General features: G+C 34.4%; 16 protein-coding genes and 1 tRNA gene. 7 read left to right on the forward strand and 10 right to left on the reverse strand.

The window, feature by feature from the left end; genetic code table 11:
• Window positions 1-52: 52 nt before the first annotated feature.
• The 8 genes from Q0871_RS06580 to Q0871_RS06615 form a co-directional block, all read right to left on the reverse strand.
• Window positions 53-1,183 carry an FIST signal transduction protein gene (locus tag Q0871_RS06580; protein WP_299319954.1) on the reverse strand — a complete coding sequence of 377 codons (1,131 nt, stop codon included), beginning with the start codon at window positions 1,181-1,183 and terminating at the stop codon, window positions 53-55.
• Between the two features lie 11 nt (window positions 1,184-1,194).
• On the reverse strand, window positions 1,195-3,558 hold the full coding sequence (locus tag Q0871_RS06585; RefSeq protein WP_299319958.1) for a PAS domain-containing sensor histidine kinase: 2,364 nt from the start codon (window positions 3,556-3,558) through the stop codon (window positions 1,195-1,197).
• The gene (locus tag Q0871_RS06590) at window positions 3,551-4,093 is read right to left on the reverse strand and encodes a heme NO-binding domain-containing protein (protein WP_299319961.1); all 543 of its coding nucleotides are present in this window, start codon (window positions 4,091-4,093) and stop codon (window positions 3,551-3,553) included. The genes Q0871_RS06585 and Q0871_RS06590 overlap by 8 nt, the downstream gene beginning before the upstream one ends.
• 78 nt (window positions 4,094-4,171) lie before the next feature.
• Entirely contained in the window at window positions 4,172-4,573 is a 402-nt protein-coding gene (locus Q0871_RS06595; RefSeq protein WP_299319964.1) for a response regulator, read from the reverse strand.
• Window positions 4,574-4,698: 125 nt separating this feature from the next.
• Complete coding sequence (locus Q0871_RS06600; RefSeq protein WP_299319966.1) at window positions 4,699-5,946, reverse strand: FAD-binding oxidoreductase; 1,248 nt, start codon at window positions 5,944-5,946, stop codon at window positions 4,699-4,701.
• Window positions 5,947-5,962: 16 nt separating this feature from the next.
• Window positions 5,963-6,970, reverse strand: coding sequence for a 4-hydroxyproline epimerase (locus Q0871_RS06605; RefSeq protein WP_299319968.1), 1,008 nt, complete (start codon window positions 6,968-6,970; stop codon window positions 5,963-5,965).
• A gap of 21 nt (window positions 6,971-6,991) precedes the next feature.
• Window positions 6,992-8,569, reverse strand: a complete 1,578-nt coding sequence (locus tag Q0871_RS06610; protein WP_299319971.1) for an aldehyde dehydrogenase (NADP(+)) — start codon at window positions 8,567-8,569, stop codon at window positions 6,992-6,994.
• Window positions 8,570-8,686: 117 nt separating this feature from the next.
• Complete coding sequence (locus Q0871_RS06615) at window positions 8,687-9,604, reverse strand: dihydrodipicolinate synthase family protein (protein ID WP_299319975.1); 918 nt, start codon at window positions 9,602-9,604, stop codon at window positions 8,687-8,689.
• A gap of 133 nt (window positions 9,605-9,737) precedes the next feature.
• Here Q0871_RS06615 and Q0871_RS06620 point away from each other — a divergent pair, with 133 nt between their 5' ends.
• The 6 genes from Q0871_RS06620 to Q0871_RS06645 all read left to right on the forward strand — a co-directional run bounded on the left by Q0871_RS06620 (window position 9,738) and on the right by Q0871_RS06645 (window position 14,526).
• A complete protein-coding gene (locus Q0871_RS06620; RefSeq protein ID WP_299319978.1) occupies window positions 9,738-10,583 on the forward strand; it encodes an AraC family transcriptional regulator in 846 nt (281 codons plus the stop codon).
• A gap of 84 nt (window positions 10,584-10,667) precedes the next feature.
• Window positions 10,668-10,751, forward strand: a tRNA-Leu gene (locus Q0871_RS06625).
• 110 nt (window positions 10,752-10,861) lie between these two features.
• Window positions 10,862-11,761, forward strand: coding sequence for a MerR family transcriptional regulator (locus tag Q0871_RS06630; RefSeq protein ID WP_299319982.1), 900 nt, complete (start codon window positions 10,862-10,864; stop codon window positions 11,759-11,761).
• 14 nt (window positions 11,762-11,775) lie between these two features.
• Entirely contained in the window at window positions 11,776-13,233 is a 1,458-nt protein-coding gene (locus Q0871_RS06635; RefSeq protein ID WP_299319986.1) for an NAD(P)/FAD-dependent oxidoreductase, read from the forward strand.
• Window positions 13,234-13,240: 7 nt separating this feature from the next.
• Window positions 13,241-14,080 carry a phytoene/squalene synthase family protein gene (locus Q0871_RS06640; RefSeq protein WP_299319988.1) on the forward strand — a complete coding sequence of 280 codons (840 nt, stop codon included), beginning with the start codon at window positions 13,241-13,243 and terminating at the stop codon, window positions 14,078-14,080.
• Entirely contained in the window at window positions 14,080-14,526 is a 447-nt protein-coding gene (locus Q0871_RS06645; RefSeq protein ID WP_299319991.1) for a sterol desaturase family protein, read from the forward strand. Before Q0871_RS06640 ends, Q0871_RS06645 begins: the two co-directional genes overlap by 1 nt.
• A 23-nt stretch (window positions 14,527-14,549) precedes the next feature.
• Here Q0871_RS06645 and Q0871_RS06650 read toward each other — a convergent pair whose 3' ends face one another.
• Entirely contained in the window at window positions 14,550-15,104 is a 555-nt protein-coding gene (locus Q0871_RS06650) for a TlpA disulfide reductase family protein (protein WP_299319994.1), read from the reverse strand.
• A gap of 78 nt (window positions 15,105-15,182) precedes the next feature.
• Entirely contained in the window at window positions 15,183-17,456 is a 2,274-nt protein-coding gene (locus Q0871_RS06655) for an aconitate hydratase (protein WP_299319996.1), read from the reverse strand.
• Between the two features lie 327 nt (window positions 17,457-17,783).
• Between Q0871_RS06655 and Q0871_RS06660 the strand changes: the two genes are divergently transcribed.
• Entirely contained in the window at window positions 17,784-19,226 is a 1,443-nt protein-coding gene (locus Q0871_RS06660; protein ID WP_299319998.1) for an aminotransferase class V-fold PLP-dependent enzyme, read from the forward strand.
• Window positions 19,227-19,324: the final 98 nt, after the last annotated feature.

Consider the following 19,324-nt stretch of genomic DNA (forward strand, 5'->3'; position numbering starts at 1 on the left):
TTTAGATCTTCAGGTAAATATTTTCGGATTTGTCTTTTTAACAGGGAATGCATTATTCACTAAATAAGGTTAAAGTCATGGTCTGGTTGTGTAATTTACAACTATCTTGACCGCTAAAAGGAGCCATTTCGCCGTAGGAGTAAAATCCGCTTATTACCGTATTATCACCTATTACTGCTTTAACTTCTTCTATTTCTTCTTCTGTACGTTGATCCATTACCAACTTTCTACCAATACAACTAATCAGTAACGCCAGCTCTGGAGATTTCTCTCTACCGCTCATAGCGAGTTCTGCTGCATGAAATGCTCCGTTTGCAATATCATCTACCGACGACATCATTAATTGCACCCTAGCACCTTCTGGAACGTCACCAGCTAATGTCATTGTATTTTCTATTTCATCAATATTAAGAATAGTTCTAACCAAAGGTTCTGCATCATCTGTTACTTTTACACTTAATGGATAAAGCAATGCCGACTTTGGCAATTCATCTGCTTTTTCACCTAGGTAGGTTTTGTAAAGATCTAATGCCGGTTTACCGTCTAACTCAAAAAGTAGATTACCGTCAGATTTTGTAATAATACGTTCAGGTCCAAAAGTGGTCCAACCACCATAATTAGAGCTTGTAATTTCTAAGGTATCACCATAAAAACCTATGGCTATTATTTCACCTTCTTTCGGATTTTCGTTATAAGATGCCAATGTTCTTTCAAAACGATCATCATCTCCACATAATCCGCCAGAAAGTCCAAAACTCGTATTTTTCAGATGTTCTAAACCTTCTATAAGTGCACTTCCATTAACGGTACTACCTTCAGATATTACAAATAAATGCTTCAAATTTTCTTTAGGGAACTCAGCTATTAATCCCTCTCCTAGCTTTTTATCATCATTTTTAAAATCTGCAACATTGCTTCTTTTTACCAAAATTGAACTCTTCTCAAATTCAATAGCAGTTAAAACAACGCATCCGTCTAAAACAGTATCATCTATAATTTCACCCGAAGTTGTACCAAAAACAATATGACCATCGGGAAATAATTCGCTTACCTCAGCATATATTTGATCATTTTCTAACATATATCGGTTACCAAAAACAAGAACTAAAGGTTCTTTAAGTTGAGTAGCATCTTTAAGTACAAAAGATTTATTTGGTTTTTTTATTCCTTGAACTATTTTCATTTTATGAATCTTTAGTTATGGTTTTTCTTTATTGTAAAATGAAATTGGGTTCCTTCCCCAACTACACTATCGATCCAAACTTTACCTTGGTAACGATCAATAATTTTCTTTACTATTGAAAGTCCGATACCTGTTGACCTTTCATTATTACCGATAGATTGAAATATGTCAAAAATCTTTTTATGGTACTCTTCTGGTATACCTACCCCATTATCGCTAATGGTAAATTGCCAAAATTCACCATCGTCTTTATAGAGTACTTCAACCAGCCCTACTTCTCTTTCTATATGTACAACCGCATTACCGATTATATTCTGAAATACCTGATGAACCTTAATTCTATCTGCCATGATAATTGGCAGAGTCTTAGGAATGACCAATTTTACGTGCTCAGGAATATAGATAGTCTCGCCGATATCGTTTATTACCTCATTTAGGTCTACTTTAGAATCATCTAAATCAGAACTATTTGCGGTAGAATATTCTAGAATACCATGAATTAATTTATCCATAGATGCTACTTTCTCTTGCATAAGCTCTAGATTCTGCTTACCACCTTCATCCAAAACATCTTTATAATCATCACTTAACCAAGTTGCCAAAGCACTAATACTTCTTAACGGAGACTTAAGGTCATGAGAAACAATATGGGCATACTCTTGTAAGCCTTGGTTACTATTCTCTAAATCTTTAAGTAATTTTTCTTTTTGAAGTTCTAATAATTTTTGATCAGTAATATCTAAGTGTATACCAATAGAACCAATTACGTCACCAGTATCATTGTACCTAGGTGCACCACTAATAAGCCAATGCCTAATATCATTATTCTTATCTAATACTTCAACCTCGTAAGAATCTGAAACCCCACCTAATCTATTTTCATTTTTCTTTTCATTGAGACTACCGTTTTTGAATTTTATTATTTGAGAAGCAATTTGACCAATAAGTTCTTCTTTGGTAAAACCACAAATGTCACAAAAGCTTTGGTTGGCCATTTGTATAACATCGTCATTATCGACCTCAACCAAGCCCAAGTTCATATTAGCAATAATGCTACTATACTTTTCTCGTTGGGTTTCTAAATTCTTTCTGTAATTTTTAGAGATGGTAATATCTTGATAAGCCCATAAGTGCCCCTTGTATTCACCATCATTGTCTATAGGTATAAAATCTCTTGCTAAAATTCTACCGTCAATCATTTCAAGTTCATCTGCCAAAACAGTTTCTTTTTTAGCTAAAATTTCTTCTATCCTACTAACAAAGTATTTTGGGTTCTTAAAATACTTTTTATATTCTTCTTCTGATTCTGCACAATCAACGCCAATTATTTTCTTAGGGGATTCTTTAATATGAAATAAGTCACAGAATTTTTGATTGGTTAATGCAATTTTACCTTCCTCATCTTCTAAAAGAACACCAGACTGTAAATTAGAAATAAGTGCAGTCAATCTATTTTGAGATGCCTCTAGTTTTCTATCTGCCTCTAATTGGTGCGAAATATCTTCTATAATAGCCACCTGATAATCTTTTTTTCTATGATCATCATGTATCGCTGAAATTCTAGTCTTGGCCATTATGGTAGAACCATCTTTTCTGGTGAACTTCCATATTTCCGTAAACTTTTCAATTTTACCAGCACACATCTCATCAAGTTGATTAAGTGCTTCTTCTTTATTTTCTGGTTCTGAAATTGATTTAAAAGATATATTTTTGAGTCCGCCTTCTTGATAACCAAGCATATCTACAAAAGTATTATTGGTCTTCAGAATTACTCCGTCAACTGCTAAAACAATACCTAAGGGAGAATTTTCAACTATAATATCTAATTGTGCCTTTTGTTCTGCAACAAGTCTTTTTACTTCAGTTTCTTGGGTAATATCTCTTATAATACCCTGAGCAGCAATAGGTCTTTGATTTTTATCGTACACCAGACTTGCGTTTATCTGAATCCATTTTTCAGAACCGTCGTCAAGAATAATTTTTGCACGATAATTTTTTAAGCTTCCTACCTCGATCATCGACCGCATCGATTCTTGGGTATATTCTAAAAAATCTGGATGTACAAATTGCGAAAGGTTTACTAGCTTATCATTATGATCAAACTGCAAAAATTCTTTGGCTGATCTATTCATATTAATAACATTGAAATGCATATCCATTACCACGTAAGGATCGATAATATTTATAAAAATACCATCTAATTCAGATGTTTTTTCGCTTAATAAATTTTCGAGTTTACTGTTAGACTCTCTTAAATGACTGGTAACATCATAGAGCTCCTTAGATTTTTCTTCTAAGATACTCTCTGCCTGTTTACGAGCTTTTTTCTGTCGCTCAAGGGCTTTTTTTAAGAGAAGAACTTCTTTGTTATCCATGCTGTACTACATCAAATTTTACTTCAGTACCATCTTCTTTAAGAAGTTCATAGGTAATATCGGCTTTACCGTTAAAATGTTCAAAAGCCTTTTCAATAAGACCATGTGCTAATCTATATAAACCTCTAGATGAAGAATATATCATAGAAATAGAATTATCGGTCTTTTCTAGTATCTTAAATGTAGGAAGTTCTGCTTCAGGATAAAGTTTTTTTACATGCACATGAATGTGATCCTCTATAGAATATAGCAACCCTATAGGGTTTCTGTAACTTTGTATAACTTCTGGATGCGCATTTTTTAAACTTGAGAATAAGTATAGTCCAAATGCGTAAATTAAATCTCCGGCCGGTAAATCTACCTCTTTACTCAGCTGGGTAATCAGCGCTACCATTTCATTAAATTCATAAGTAGCTACAGAGGTATAAATACCCTCTGATGGTAAACTTGATTTCTCAATAATATTATCAACAGTCTCTAAACCGAACTCAGATTCGACCATTTCTAAAAACTCGGTAAATATAATTCCTTTCATTTGATTTTATTAAATACACTCAAACGTAGGAAAATTAATACGTAAATAGGAAAAAATGTTGTGAAATGAGCTTTTTTGTTAGCCTTTCACTAGTTGATTAACATTCCAGTACTCTAAAACAGCGTTTAGTTTGTACTCGTAATCTTCATATTTTAGTGGCTTAATTACATAACCTGCTATACCAGCTTGGTAACATTTCAACAAATCTGCTCTATTTTCTGAGGTTGTTAAAATAACTGTAGGTAAATATTGAAGTAATTCATCTGCTTTTAAAATAGCTAGAAATTCAATACCGTTCATTCTTGGCATATTCAAATCTAAAAGAATAATATCTGGTAATTTTTCACCAGACCTTAAATAGGTTAAAGCATCTTCACCATTTTTTGCTTCTATAATTGAATGCTTTAAGTTAAGTTTAGAAACTGTACGTTTCAACTTCATAACTTCTATTAAATCGTCTTCTATTAGTAATATGTCCATTGCTCATTTATATTGATACGACAAAGATCAAAAATTTATCACTTATAAAATGGACACTATAGGTTAATAACAGTTTACTGTCGGTGAATGGTAATTCTATGACGATGAGTATTTTTTAACAATCTTTAAAATATGCGATTAGGACTAAATGCTGCTATGCTCATAGAGGTCTTATTATCCGTCAATAACTCTGAAACTAGCTTACCTGTGGCAGGCCCTAAACTCCAACCCATCATTGCATGACCAGTGGCAATAGTCAAGTTTATTATGTTAGACGATTTACCGATGTAAGGCAACCCATCTGGTGAAACTGGTCGCAATCCGGTTTTTACATTTTTTATTTCAGTGTCATTAATTTTTATATCAGGGTAAAAAGCTTGAGCACCATTTGCAATCGCCAATACCCTTTCTTTTCTTATGATATCATTATTACCAGAAAACTCCATCGTACCAGCGAATCTTGTAAATCCATTCATGGGGGTAACCGCTATTTTAGATTCCATTAATATAGCCGGAATCGTAATACCTGTTTCACGTTCCATATTAATTCTATACCCTTTACCACCTTGTAGTGGTAACTTCAACTGTAATTTCTTCGCCAACTCTCCACTCCATGAGCCCGCAGCCAAAACAACTTCTTCTGGTTTATAAGAACCCTTATCTGTAACTACCTCTCTAATACTATTACCAGAACTCTTAATGTCCAAAACTTCTTCATTTGTTCTAATGGTAACACCTTGCTGCTTTAAATAAGCCACCAACTTGGGCATTATTTCTGTCGGAGTTGTATGCCCATCACATTCATAATGGATAGCACCTTCTGCATCAATATTCACATTAGGTTCTAATTGCTGTAATTCTTCCTTGTTTAAATCTGATACCTCTAATCCTTCAAAAGCTACTCTTTCAGCAACCTGTTTTTCATGTAAGTAACTCGCTTCGGTCTTATACAACATCAATAAACCTTTTCGTTCTAGTTGAAAATCACCTAAATCGCCCGAATTTTTAATATCGGTAAATAGTTCTCTACTAATGAGGTTAATGTCCTTAATTAAAGGAATAGCCTTTTCTACCTTAGCTGGTGTTGATGATTTATGAAAATACCATGACCATTTTAAAAAATCTGCGTCTAACCTAGGTTTCATATAAAACGGACTAGCAGAATTAAACATCATTTTTATGCCTTTCGCTATCATACCAGGCGATGCTAACGGAATTATATGACTTGGTGTTATATAACCTGCATTTACAAAAGATGCACCAGAGGTAATATCACCTTTATCAATAACGGTAACGGCAAAATCTTTCTTATTTAAGAAATATGCAATGCTTAAACCTACAATACCACCGCCAATTATTAGTACATTCTTCATTTATAATTAATAGAATTTAAATTACTTGAAACCCGTATGCATACGGATCATCGTCATCTATAGTAATGGTGTTTTGACCATATACTTTTGCCCAACCTTTAATACTCGGTATTATCGCAGGTCTGTCAACTAAAACGGTTTCTTCTTCTACCCTACCCACAAATTGAGATCCTATATAGCTTTCATGAATAAAGTCTTCACCAGCATTTAACTTACCTTTTGCAAACCATTGTGCCATTCGTGCAGAAGTACCTGTACCACACGGCGAACGGTCAATGGCTTTATCTCCATAAAACACGGCATTTCTTGCGGTAGCAGTATCAGAAATAGTTTTGCCTGTCCATAACATATGACTCACATTTCTAATTGTAGCATCTTCTGGATGGATAAATAAATTGGGATATTTCAGATTGATTCTCTCTCGTAGTTCTTGACTAAATTGAATTAATTGACTGGCAGAGTAATCTTGAATTCCGCTAAAATTCTTTTGGGGATCTACAATAGCATAAAAATTACCACCATAGGATACATCAAATACAATCTCCCCCAAAAATGAAGATGTTACCGTCAAGTCTGTCGCAGCCAAGTACGACTTTACATTGGTCAATTTTACCCAATCTACTTTATTGCCCGTTTGTTTATAAGATATAAGTACTAAACCTGCCGGAGTTTCCATACGAACTTTCCCCGGTGTTTTAGGTATAATCAAACCTTCTTCAATACCAATGGTAATAGCACCAATGGTACCATGACCGCACATGGGTAAGCATCCGCTGGTTTCAATAAATAATATTCCAAAATCATTATTAGGGTTGCTCGGTGCATAAAAAATACTACCACTCATCATATCATGACCACGAGGCTCGAACATGAGTCCTTTACGGATCCAGTCATATTCCTTTAAAAAATGCTGGCGTTTTTCACTCATGGTTGCGCCGACCAAATCAGGACCACCTTGTTTTAGTACCCTAACAGGATTACCACAAGTATGCGCATCGATACAAACAAATGTGCTGCTGGCCATATTAATAGTTTGTTATTTGTTTCAATTTTTAATGTATTCGCCTTCAACAAGTCTTGTAATTTTCAGCGGATTATCGTTTTGCAATGCCGCTGGCAACAATTTATTAGGCCAATCTTGAAAAGAAACGGGACGTACCCATCTTTTTATAGCCGAGGTACCAACAGAAGTAAAACGAGCATCTGTAGAGGCAGGAAAAGGACCACCGTGAACCATAGAAGAATTTACTTCTACACCCGTTGGTACGCCATTGAACAATATACGCCCTACTCTACCTTTCAATGCATCTACTATAGCCGCATTTGAAGCCAAGTCATCTTCAGAACCTAAAACCGTACCTGTTAACTGACCCTCTAAATGATTTAGTATAGCTTCTAATTCTGATGTGTTTTCACATTCAACTACTACAGAAAAAGGACCAAAAACCTCTTTGTGCAATCTTGTATTCGCCAAGAAGTCGGCACCGCTAACTTTTAAAATAGAAGGTTGTGCTGTATTCGGATTTGTAGCTTTTTTATAATCTGCCGTAATAGTTATTCCTTTTTGGGCAGATAGCTCTTTTTTACCCTCTTGGTATTTTGCATATATATTCGGGTGGAGCATACATGTTGGTTCTAATTTGAGAATTTCTTCGGATAAGGTATTGATGAAACTATCTAATTTAGCTCCCTTCAATCCTAATACCAACCCCGGATTGGTACAAAATTGCCCTGCACCCATAGTTATTGAAGCAGCATATTTAGTTGCCCAAGCATCACCATCATTCTCTAAGGCAGAAGGAAGTAATACTACAGGATTAATACTGCCCATCTCTGCAAATACAGGTATAGGCTCATCTCTTTCGTTAGCTAATTTATAAAGCGCAGTACCACCATTTATACTACCTGTAAACCCAACAGCTTTTACTTTTGGATGCTTCACCAACTGCTGACCCACTTCTATACCGCTACTATTCAAATTTGAAAATACCCCATTAGGCATTCCTGTTTTTTCTACCGCTTTTATAATTGCCGATGAAACCAGTTCACCTGTCGCTGCATGCATTGGGTGACTCTTAACTATTACTGGGCAACCTGCTGCCAGTGCACTTGCCGTATCACCGCCTGCTGTTGAAAATGCTAAAGGAAAGTTGCTTGCGCCAAATACTACTATAGGACCTAACGGAAATAACATCTTTCGGATATCTGACTTAGGCATTGGCTCTCTATTAGGCTGGGCTTTTTCAATTACCGCTTCTACCCAAGAACCCTCTTTCAATAAATTAGCAAAAGCTCGTAATTGGCCCATCGTACGACCACGTTCACCTCTTGCTCTACCTTCTGGCAAACCAGATTCTTTGCAATAGGTCTCAATAAGTTCATCACCAATAGCTTCAATTTCATCAGCAATCGCTTCCAGAAATCCAGCCTTTTTAGCTCCTGAAAAATCTTTATAAACTTTAAAAGCATCAGTAGCTAAGGCTACTGCTTCATCAATTTCATTTGAAGATGCTTCGTAAAAAGTCCATTCTGTTTCTTTATTTTCTTTAGGATTAAAAGTCTTAAAAGTTTTATTTCCTTGCTTAGAAGATTTACTTCCGATTGCATTTGTACCGCTTATCATTTTTTATTTTTCTGATGTTACTCAAAAATAAAGAAAGAAGCCGAAACAAATTTCGATTCTTTCTTTACATTTCTGTATATACCCAGTAAACGTGTGGGGCATATAATAATGGTTCAACTAGTTAATACTTTTATAATCTGGCAATGTTGGCCTTGTAACCATACCTTGTTTTATAACCGCTGCTACTCTTTCGCGTTCAGCACCAATTAACGGTAACCTTGGCGCACGAACATTCTCGGTACCAATACCAGTTGCAACTTCTGCCATTTTAATATTTTGTACTAATTGCGGACTAATATCAAGCTCCAACAATGGTAAAAACCATCTGTATATTTCTAATGCTTCTTTAATTCTACCGGCTCTTGCCAATTCGAAAACAGCACAAGTTTCAGCAGGGAAAGCACATACCAAACCAGCTACCCATCCATCAGCACCCATTAATGTGCTTTCTAAGCCTAAAGTATCTACACCAGTTAAAACATTTAGTCTATCTCCGAATCTTGTTTTTATACGCGTAATATTAGATATGTCTCTCGTCGATTCTTTTACCGCCTGTATATTATCGCAAACCATAAGTTCCTCTAACATATCTAGAGTTACTAAAATTCCGTAATCAATAGGGTTATTATAAATCATGATAGGCAAATCGGTACTATTCGCCGTTTCTTTAAAATAGGTAACCGTTTCATGATCATTCGCTTTATAACGCATTGGTGGTAGCATCATTAACCCTGTTGCACCACATTCTTCGGCAACTTCAGCTGCATGAATAGCACCTTTTGTTGTTTGTTCGGCAATATTAATAATGACCGGCACCTGCCCTTTAACCAATTTTACGGTTTCTTTCATTAAAACCTTTTTCTCTTCATAGGTCAATGTACTCGCCTCCCCTAAGGTTCCGCCAAGTATAATTCCGCTTACTCCCGCATCTAATTGAGCCTTTATATTGATAGAGAACATATCTAAATCAAGTTCGTCTTTATCTGTAAATTTTGTGGTAACCGCTGGCATAACGCCTGTCCATGAAATACTCATTATATATTGTTTTTGATGATACCCAAATCTACAGGTAGTATTAGAAATAAATTGTTTTCATATTACCTACACATGGTACTATTTTACCACCTTAATCATATTATTACAATATATACCGCTAAATTAGATGCATATGAAGGTCTTCCCGTTTAAAATACCAAAACCAATAGATGAGCATTTAATTGTTCAAATAGATAAAGAACCTATCTTTTATAACAAGCTTCATCAACATGAAGAAATACAGATAAGCTACATTATAAACGGTAACGGCAAATTATTGGTGGGTGATAGTATTCATCATTTTTCAACAGGAGATATTTATGTGATAGGAAGTAATTTACCTCATGTTTTTAAAAGTATTGCAAGTAATAAAGATGCCCATATGCTTACGGTTTTCTTTACCGATAGCACCTTTGGTGCGCACTTCTTTCAGCTACCCTATTTTAAAGATTTACAATCTTTCTTTACAAATACCGCTTCTGGGTTTAAAGTAATGTCAAACAAAAAGCAACTAACACAGCAAATCCTAGCACTACAATCTCTACAAAAACTACAACGCTTTACATCGTTTTTAGAGCTATTAGAATTATTAAGCAAAGTAGCTACAGAGCCTTTAAGCAAGTTTATTTATGCTAAAACCTTAAGTTCTAATGAGGGGGAACGCTTGCAAGAAATATTTGATTTTGTTTTTAAGAACTTTCAGCAGCCTATATTGTTAGATGACATTTCTAAAATGGCATACATGACCCCAAATGCCTTTTGTCGTTTTTTTAAACAACGTACCAATAAAACATTTTTTCAATTCTTAATAGAGCTTCGTGTAGAACATGCGTGCCAGCTATTAAATTCTAAAAAAGAACTAAATATTAATATGATTTCTGACCTATCTGGTTTCAACTCCATTTCTAATTTTAATAAGAAATTTAAAAAGATAAAAGGCTTAACACCAACCCAGTATCAAAAATCGTTAGTATTATAGAAAAGTTACCTTATTAATAATCATTAATATATTTTAAATTGAATGAGAGGTTTCTATATTTGCGCTTCATAATACTTCAAGTATGCCCACGTGGTGAAATTGGTAGACATGCTACCTTGAGGGGGTAGTGTTCGTAAGGACGTGCTGGTTCGAATCCAGTCGTGGGCACAAAAGGTTAGATTTAGGTCTAACCTTTTTTTATTTTGATAATTTTAACTATCAAGTACCCTAATACATTCTAATAAATTGTAGATTTGTTTAATTCTTTTTCAGAAAACATGAACAATGTAAAAAAACAGTTTAGTATTAGAGACCTTGAAAACCTCTCTGGCATTAAAGCACATACTATCAGAATTTGGGAAAAAAGATACAATCTTTTATCTCCTGAACGTACCGACACAAACATTAGAACGTATAGCCTCTCTAGCCTTCAGAAGCTACTTAATGTTACACTACTCTATAATAACGGACACAAAATATCTAAAATCGCCAAGATATCTGATAAAGACATTCCATATGTTGTTCGCGAAATAGTAGCAAAACACAGTCATAAGAGTCAAGCTATCAATGCTTTTAAATTAGCAATGGTCAATTTTGACCAAACGATGTTCTTTAATACGTATAATGCCCTTTTAAGTGAAAATTCATTTAGAGAAATTTTTAAAGAGACATTTGTTCCTTTATTGAATGAACTTGGATTGCTATGGCAAACGGATACTATTAGTCCGGCTCATGAACATTTTATGAGTAGTTTAATTAAACAAAAGATTTTATTAAATACCGAAAAGCTTCAACATTTGGAACCTACAAAAAAGGACAAAGTATTTGTGGCTTTTTTACCTGAAAATGAAATACACGATATAGGACTATTGTATATTAATTACGAGATTATCTTAAAAGGTTATAAGTGTATTTATTTAGGTCCAACAATACCTATGGAGAACTTAGAAGATGTATTAAAATATTTCGATGACATCTATTTTGTTTCCTACTTCACTGTTTTCCCAGAAAAAGATAAGATTAACAAATACTTAGAAGATTTTTCTAAACTTGTTGCCGAATATAACGACCCTAATTTTTGGATTTTAGGAAGACAAACAAATTTTATTGAAGAGGCAACAAAACCTAAATTTTGTAGAACGTTTACTTCCATCGATAACCTGGTTAACAATTTATAATCTCTTTGATACAAATGAATAAAAGTTGCATAGTAATTGGTTCTGGTTTTTCTTCACTATCAGCGGCATGTTACTTGGCAAAAGCTGGCTGGGATGTTTCTATATATGAGAAAAATGACACTGTAGGCGGTAGAGCTTCTCAATTCATAAAAGACGGCTTTACGTTTGATATGGGTCCGAGTTGGTATTGGATGCCAGATATTTTTGATAAGTTTTTTGCCGATTTCAATAAACAAACATCAGACTATTACCAACTAGATAAGCTGAGTCCTGCTTATAAAATATTCTTTAGTGACGATATTATCACCATTGGTGATAGTATGGATAAAATTTGTGAGGAGTTTGAAAGAATAGAACCTGGCAGCTCAAAAGCATTAAAAAAGTTTATCGATAAAGCACAAGAAAATTATGATATTGCCATTAACAAAGTAGTTCTAAGACCGGGACTTTCCCCTTTAGAATTGGTAACGAAAGAAACAATTTTAAAAGTTGACCAATTTTTTAAAACTATTAGTTCGCAAGTACGTAAGTCTTTTAAAAATCCGAAATTGGTATCTACCTTAGAATTCCCTGTTTTGTTTCTTGGCGCTAAACCTAGCAATACTCCGTCGTTCTATAATTTCATGAATTTTGCAGATTTTGGCTTAGGTACATGGCATCCAAAGGGTGGTATGTATGAAGTAATTAAGGCTATGGAGAGTCTTGCAAAAGAACTCGGTGTTAAAATAAACACTAATTCGCCGGTTGAAAAAATTCAAGTAACCAACGGTAAAGCAAACGGAGTTACGTGCAATGGAGAAACTCATCTCGCAGATGTAGTTTTAAGTGGAGCAGATTACCATCACTCAGAAAGCCTATTAGATGAAAAGTACCAGCAATATTCTCAAAACTATTGGGATAAAAAGGTATTTGCCCCATCTTCATTATTATTTTACATAGGGCTGGATACGAAACTAAAAAACGTTGAGCATCATAACCTATTTTTTGATACAGATTTTGAGCTACACGCTAAAGAAATTTACGACAGTCCAAAATGGCCAACAAACCCTTTATTCTATGCTAATTTTCCATCTCTAACAGATGCAAGTATGGCACCCGATGGTTGCGAAACAGCATTTTTTCTAGTACCAATTGCTACTGCTCTTGAAGATACCGAAGCATTGAGAAGTCAATATTTTGATTTAATAATGGATCGTTTTGAAAAAAGAACAGGGCAAGACATTAGAAAAAATATTATATTCAAAGAAACATTCTGTGTAAATGACTTTGTGGAACGATACAATTCATACAAAGGCAATGCGTATGGTATGGCGAATACGTTAACACAGACCGCATTTTTGAGACCAAATTTAAGAAGTAAAAAAGTAGTTGATTTATATTTTACAGGACAACTGACTGTACCTGGTCCCGGTGTGCCACCCGCTTTAATCTCCGGTAAGTTAGTGTCAGAATTAATTATAAAAGATAATTAGTTAACCTATGAAAGATACTTTTGATCAAGTTTCATATCAATGCAGTAAGATTGTTACCAAACGATACAGTACTTCCTTCGCATTAGCCACCAAGATGTTGCACTCATCTATACGTGGTCATATCTATAATATATATGGTTTTGTTCGTTTTGCAGATGAAATTGTAGACACCTTTCATGATTATGACAAAGAAATTCTTTTTGATAAGTTCGAAGAAGAACTTGAAGCTTCTTTACGAGATAAAATAAGTCTTAATCCTATTTTAAACTCTTTTCAACATACCTATCATACCTACAATATACCTAAGCATTTGGTAGATTCGTTTATGAAAAGTATGCGAATGGATTTGGTAAAAAACATCTACCGAACCGATGCAGAATATAAAGAATACATATATGGCTCTGCAGATGTTGTTGGCTTAATGTGTCTTCAGGTTTTTGTTAAGGGTGATGTTGAAGAGTATAACCGACTAAAAGAATCGGCAATGGCATTAGGTTCTGCCTTTCAAAAAGTGAATTTTTTAAGAGATGTAAAAGCTGATTTTGAGGAATTGAATAGATCCTATTTTCCAAATACGAACTTGAAGGAATTAGACGAAGCCTCTAAAAAACGTATCGTTGAAGAAATAAAGGCAGATTTCAAAAAAGGATATGAAGGAATTGTAAATTTGCCTACAGATGCAAAATTCGGAGTATATACAGCGTATAAATATTATTATAAACTGTTGAAAAAATTACAAAGTACACCATCTTTAGAAATAAAGAATGCACGAATTAGAGTGCCAAATTATCAGAAATTTGGACTACTTGCGCGTTCTTATGTTAAATTTAAAATGAACTTGGTATAATGAATATAGTTATTGGAATATTAATTTTTCTAGGAACATTCTTGTTTATGGAATTCATGGCGTGGTTTACGCATAAATATGTAATGCATGGTTTTCTATGGAGCTTACATAAAGATCATCATAAAAAGGACCACGATTCGTGGTTTGAAAGAAATGATTTATTCTTCATTTTTTATGCGATTGTAAGTATGTCTTTATTCTACTCAGGCACAACAGGTTTCTGGTATGGCTACCCGTTAGGTTTTGGTATTTTAGCTTACGGAATCGCTTATTTCTTGGTACATGATATTTTTATACACCAACGCTTTAAGCTTTTTAGAAATGCGAATAACTGGTATAGTAGAGGTGTGAGAAGAGCTCATAAAATGCATCACAAACATATTGGCAAAGGCGATGGCGAATGCTTCGGTATGCTGTTTGTACCTTTTAAGTATTTTAAGAAATAGTAATTAGTAAAACTACAAGCAATTTATTCTGCTATAAGTTGATTTATAAGTTTATCAACTTTTTCATTATCCCAATCAGCAATAGCATTTTGGTGAATTACTATAGAACCCTTTTTATCAATTAGATAAGAGCCTGGTGGTTTTAATAATGAAATAGGACTTGGCTCACCAATTATTTGATAGGTTACCGGGAAAGTATACCCTTTCTCATCCACAAAAAGTTCTACAGGAGCTCGTTCTTCGTTCGTAATTACGTAAAACTTCATCTTGTCACCATAAGTATCATAAAGGTATTGTACGTCTTTTAACTGCGCCTGAGAAGGCATATGCCATGAAGTCCAAAAAGTAATGAATACAACCTTACCCTTTGCCTCATCAAAATTAAAAAACTTCCAATTCTGATCTTTTAACTTCCAATCATAATCTGCAATCTTACCTCGATTTTCAGATTTTATAATTGTCGGGGAAGTGGCAAACACTCTGTTAAGAAAAATCTTGCTATAATCACCCAAAGGGGTAACGAAAAAAGAAATTACAAAAGCAATAATCAATAAGGTAAAAACCGTTTGTTTGGTCATAAAAGTTAAATAGGGGTCAAAACTAAAAAACTCCTGATTAATATCAGGAGTTTTCCTTACAAATTTTGAGTTGTTGAATTATGAGGCGTTTTCCCTCTTAATAACGTTTAAAGCTGAACCTTCTCTATACCACCCAATTTGTGCGGCATTATAAGTATGGTTTACTTTGATTACATCTTTACTACCATCTGCATGAACAACCTCAACGGTTAACTGCTTATCTGGAGCAAACTCTGCTATATCTATAAAATTAAATGTATCATCTTCCTGAATAAGGTCATAATCGCTTTCATTTGCAAAAGTCAAGCCTAACATACCTTGCTTTTTAAGGTTTGTTTCGTGTATACGTGCAAATGACTTTACAATTACAGCAGCAACACCTAAATGACGTGGCTCCATTGCGGCATGCTCACGTGAAGAACCTTCACCATAATTATGATCGCCAACAACGATACTTCTAATACCTGCTGCTTTGTAAGCTCGCGCGGTATCTGGCACACCAGCAAATTCACCGTTCAATTGATTTTTAACCAAATTGGTCTTATGACCGAATGCGTTAACAGCACCAATTAAACAATTATTAGAAATATTATCTAAATGTCCACGAAAACGTAACCATGGTCCTGCCATAGAGATATGATCTGTAGTACATTTTCCAAATGCTTTAATTAACAATTTAGCACCCATTAAACTTTCGTCTTTTATAGGCGTAAATGGCTCTAACAATTGTAAACGTTCAGAATCTGAAGCAACTTTAACTTCTACACCAGACCCATCTTCGTCAGGTGCAAGAAAACCAGCATCTTCTACTGCAAAACCTTTAGGAGGCAATTCCCAACCTGTAGGCTCATCGAACATTACTTCTTCTCCTTTTTCATTGATTAGCTTATCCGTCATCGGATTAAAGTCTAATCTTCCTGCAATTGCAATTGCCGCTGTAATTTCTGGCGAAGCTACAAATGCATGGGTATTTGGATTACCATCTGCACGTTTTGCAAAGTTTCTATTGAATGAATGAACAATACTGTTCTTCGGTGCATTTTTAGGATCACTGTAACGTGCCCATTGACCAATACATGGTCCGCAAGCGTTCGTGAAAATCTTAGCATCCAATTTCTCGAATATTCCAAGAATACCGTCACGGTCTGCCGTATATCGTACTTGTTCAGAACCAGGATTAATTCCTAATTCAGACTTCATTTTAATTCCTTTATCAATGGCTTGTTGTGCGATTGAAGAAGCTCTTGATAAATCTTCATAAGAAGAGTTAGTACAAGAACCAATTAATCCCCATTCAACAGCTAAGGGCCATTCGTGAGATGTAGCCTTCTCTGTCATATCTTTACCAACTTTCGTAGATAAATCTGGCGTAAAAGGACCATTCAATAATGGAGTTAATTCAGTCAAGTTAATCTCAATAACCTCATCAAAATATTGCTCAGGGTTTGCATAAACCTCATCATCTGCAGTTAAATACTCTTTTACCTTATTTGCAGCATCAGCAATATCAGCTCTATCTGTAGCTCTTAAATAACGCTCCATAGATTCATCGTAACCAAAAGTAGAAGTTGTTGCCCCTATCTCTGCACCCATGTTACAAATTGTACCCTTACCTGTACAAGATAAAGATTTTGCACCTGAACCAAAGTATTCAACGATTGCTCCTGTTCCTCCTTTAACGGTAAGAATTTCGGCAACTTTTAATATCACATCTTTTGGTGCTGTCCATCCAGAAATAGTTCCAGTTAACTTTACACCAATAAGTTTAGGGAATTTAAGTTCCCAAGCCATACCTGCCATAACATCAACAGCATCTGCACCACCAACACCAATAGCGACCATACCTAGACCACCTGCATTTACAGTGTGCGAATCGGTACCGATCATCATTCCACCAGGAAAAGCATAATTCTCCAATACAACTTGGTGAATAATACCTGCACCTGGTTTCCAGAAACCAATTCCGTATTTATTAGAAACAGACTCTAAGAAATCAAAAACTTCTGCACTTGTTGTGTTCGCCGATTTTAAATCAGCAGTAGCACCACTTTTAGCCTGTATTAAGTGATCACAATGAACCGTAGTTGGCACTGCAACCTTTGGCTTACCCGCTTGCATAAACTGCAATAAAGCCATTTGAGCCGTAGCATCTTGACAAGCGATACGATCGGGAGCAAAATCTACATAGTCTTTACCTCTTGTAAATGGTTTAGTCGGGCTACCTTCCCATAAATGAGAATATAAAATCTTTTCTGAAAGAGTAAGCGGTTTACCCACGACCTCTCTTGCCTTGTCCACACGTTCCGACATGGAAGCGTAAACTTTTTTAATCATATCTATGTCAAAAGCCATAAAATCTATTTATAAATATTGTTAATCTATCTTATCTGTACAAGATACAAAATGTACAGTGATTTTAAGAGCGCATATGAAATTAAGAATGATTATAAAAAGTAAATATTTAGTCCCCTTGTATTAGTAATAAGCCACTTAATATTCTAAAATAATATTATTTAATATACCTACTGACTTAAGACCTTTATACAAAGTTGGTATTTCGTATAATAATTGAATGAGATTTTATGAAATGAACATTTATCACCACTATAATTCATCTTAATTAATACAAACTTTTATATGATTTAAACTTCATGTACTTTACACCAAATTATAAATTTCATGAAATCACCTTTTCACTTATCAAAAGAAGAAATGCAATCTTATGGTTATAAAATTGTAGACTTAATTGTTGAGCATTATACAGAAATCGAAAGTAAAAACCCAGTAAGTAAAGCTTCTAGGAAAGAAATGGATTCTATATTCTTACAAGAAGCGCCAGATAAAGGAATGCCAGCAGATAAAGTGTTAGACTTTGTTATGGATAATGTAATACCCAACTCTAATATTTCTGGTCATCCAAAATCATTTTCTTTTGTGCCCGGACCAAGTAATTACATAAGTGCAATTTCAGATTCTTTAGCAACAGGTTTTAATATCTTTTCTGGTGGATGGATAATTGGCCCGGCAGCAGCAGAATTAGAAATCGTTACATTAAATTGGTTATTGAAAATGTTTAGTTTCCCCGTAAAAAAAGGCGGCGGTATTTTCACAAGTGGAGGTTCAATGGCAAATTTAACTGCACTAGTTACAGCACGAAGAATAAAATGTGGTGACGATTTTTCTAATGCGATTATATACTTATCAGACCAAGCACATTCTTCTAACATTAAAGCAATTAGGGTTTTAGGTTTTAAGAAAGAACAGATTAAAATAATACCTACAGATTTAGAATTTAAAATAAGCATTAATAAACTTAAAAATGAAATCGCAAAAGATAAAATAGAAGGTAGAAAACCATTTTGCATTATGGCTTCTGCCGGAACCACAAATACGGGAACCGTAGACCCATTAGACACGTTAGCAGATATTTGTGAAAAAGAAAATCTCTGGTTTCATATTGATGGTGCCTATGGCGCAGCTGCTATACTATCAGATAAAGGAAGTAAGGCATTACAGGGTATTGAGCGTGCAGATTCTTTAACCGTAGATCCACATAAGTGGTTTTTTCAACCTTATGAGATTGGGTGCCTATTGGTAAGAGATGCATCTTGGCTAAGTAATACTTTTAGCGAGAAACCAGAGTACTTAAGAGATATAGAAGGTAACGAATCAGAAATTAATTTTTATGATTATGGTATTCAATTAACTAGAAGATTTAGAGCTTTAAAATTTTACATGTCAATAAAAACATATGGTTTAGACGCTTTTAAACAAGCTATTTCTTACAATATTGACCTAGCTGATAAAACTGAGGATCTATTAAGAGAAAGCGGTAATTGGGAAATTGTTTCATTAGCAACTTTAGCTATTATTAATTTTAGATACAATCCTTTAAAAATAAAATTAACTGAAGCGCAATTAGATAAATTAAATCAAGAAATTTCAGCAAGAGTTGTAGCTTCGAGAGAAGCACTGTTAGTAACAACAGTTTTACAAAATCAAGTGGTTATTAGAATGTGTTTAATTAATCCTGACACGACATTAGACCATATAAAAGACACTTTAAATCAATGCGAAAAATTTGCTAAGCAAATTCTTTTAGATTGGAAAAATGCAGTATAAAGTCAGCTATGAATATGACTGAGGTATAAAATGTTAATTATCTAATTTATATAAATTAAAACAAAAAATGCCTGAGGTTTAACTCAGGCATTTTTAAT

This window comes from uncultured Maribacter sp. (assembly GCF_947500985.1).
In the GTDB taxonomy this organism is placed as follows: Bacteria; Bacteroidota; Bacteroidia; order Flavobacteriales; family Flavobacteriaceae; genus Maribacter.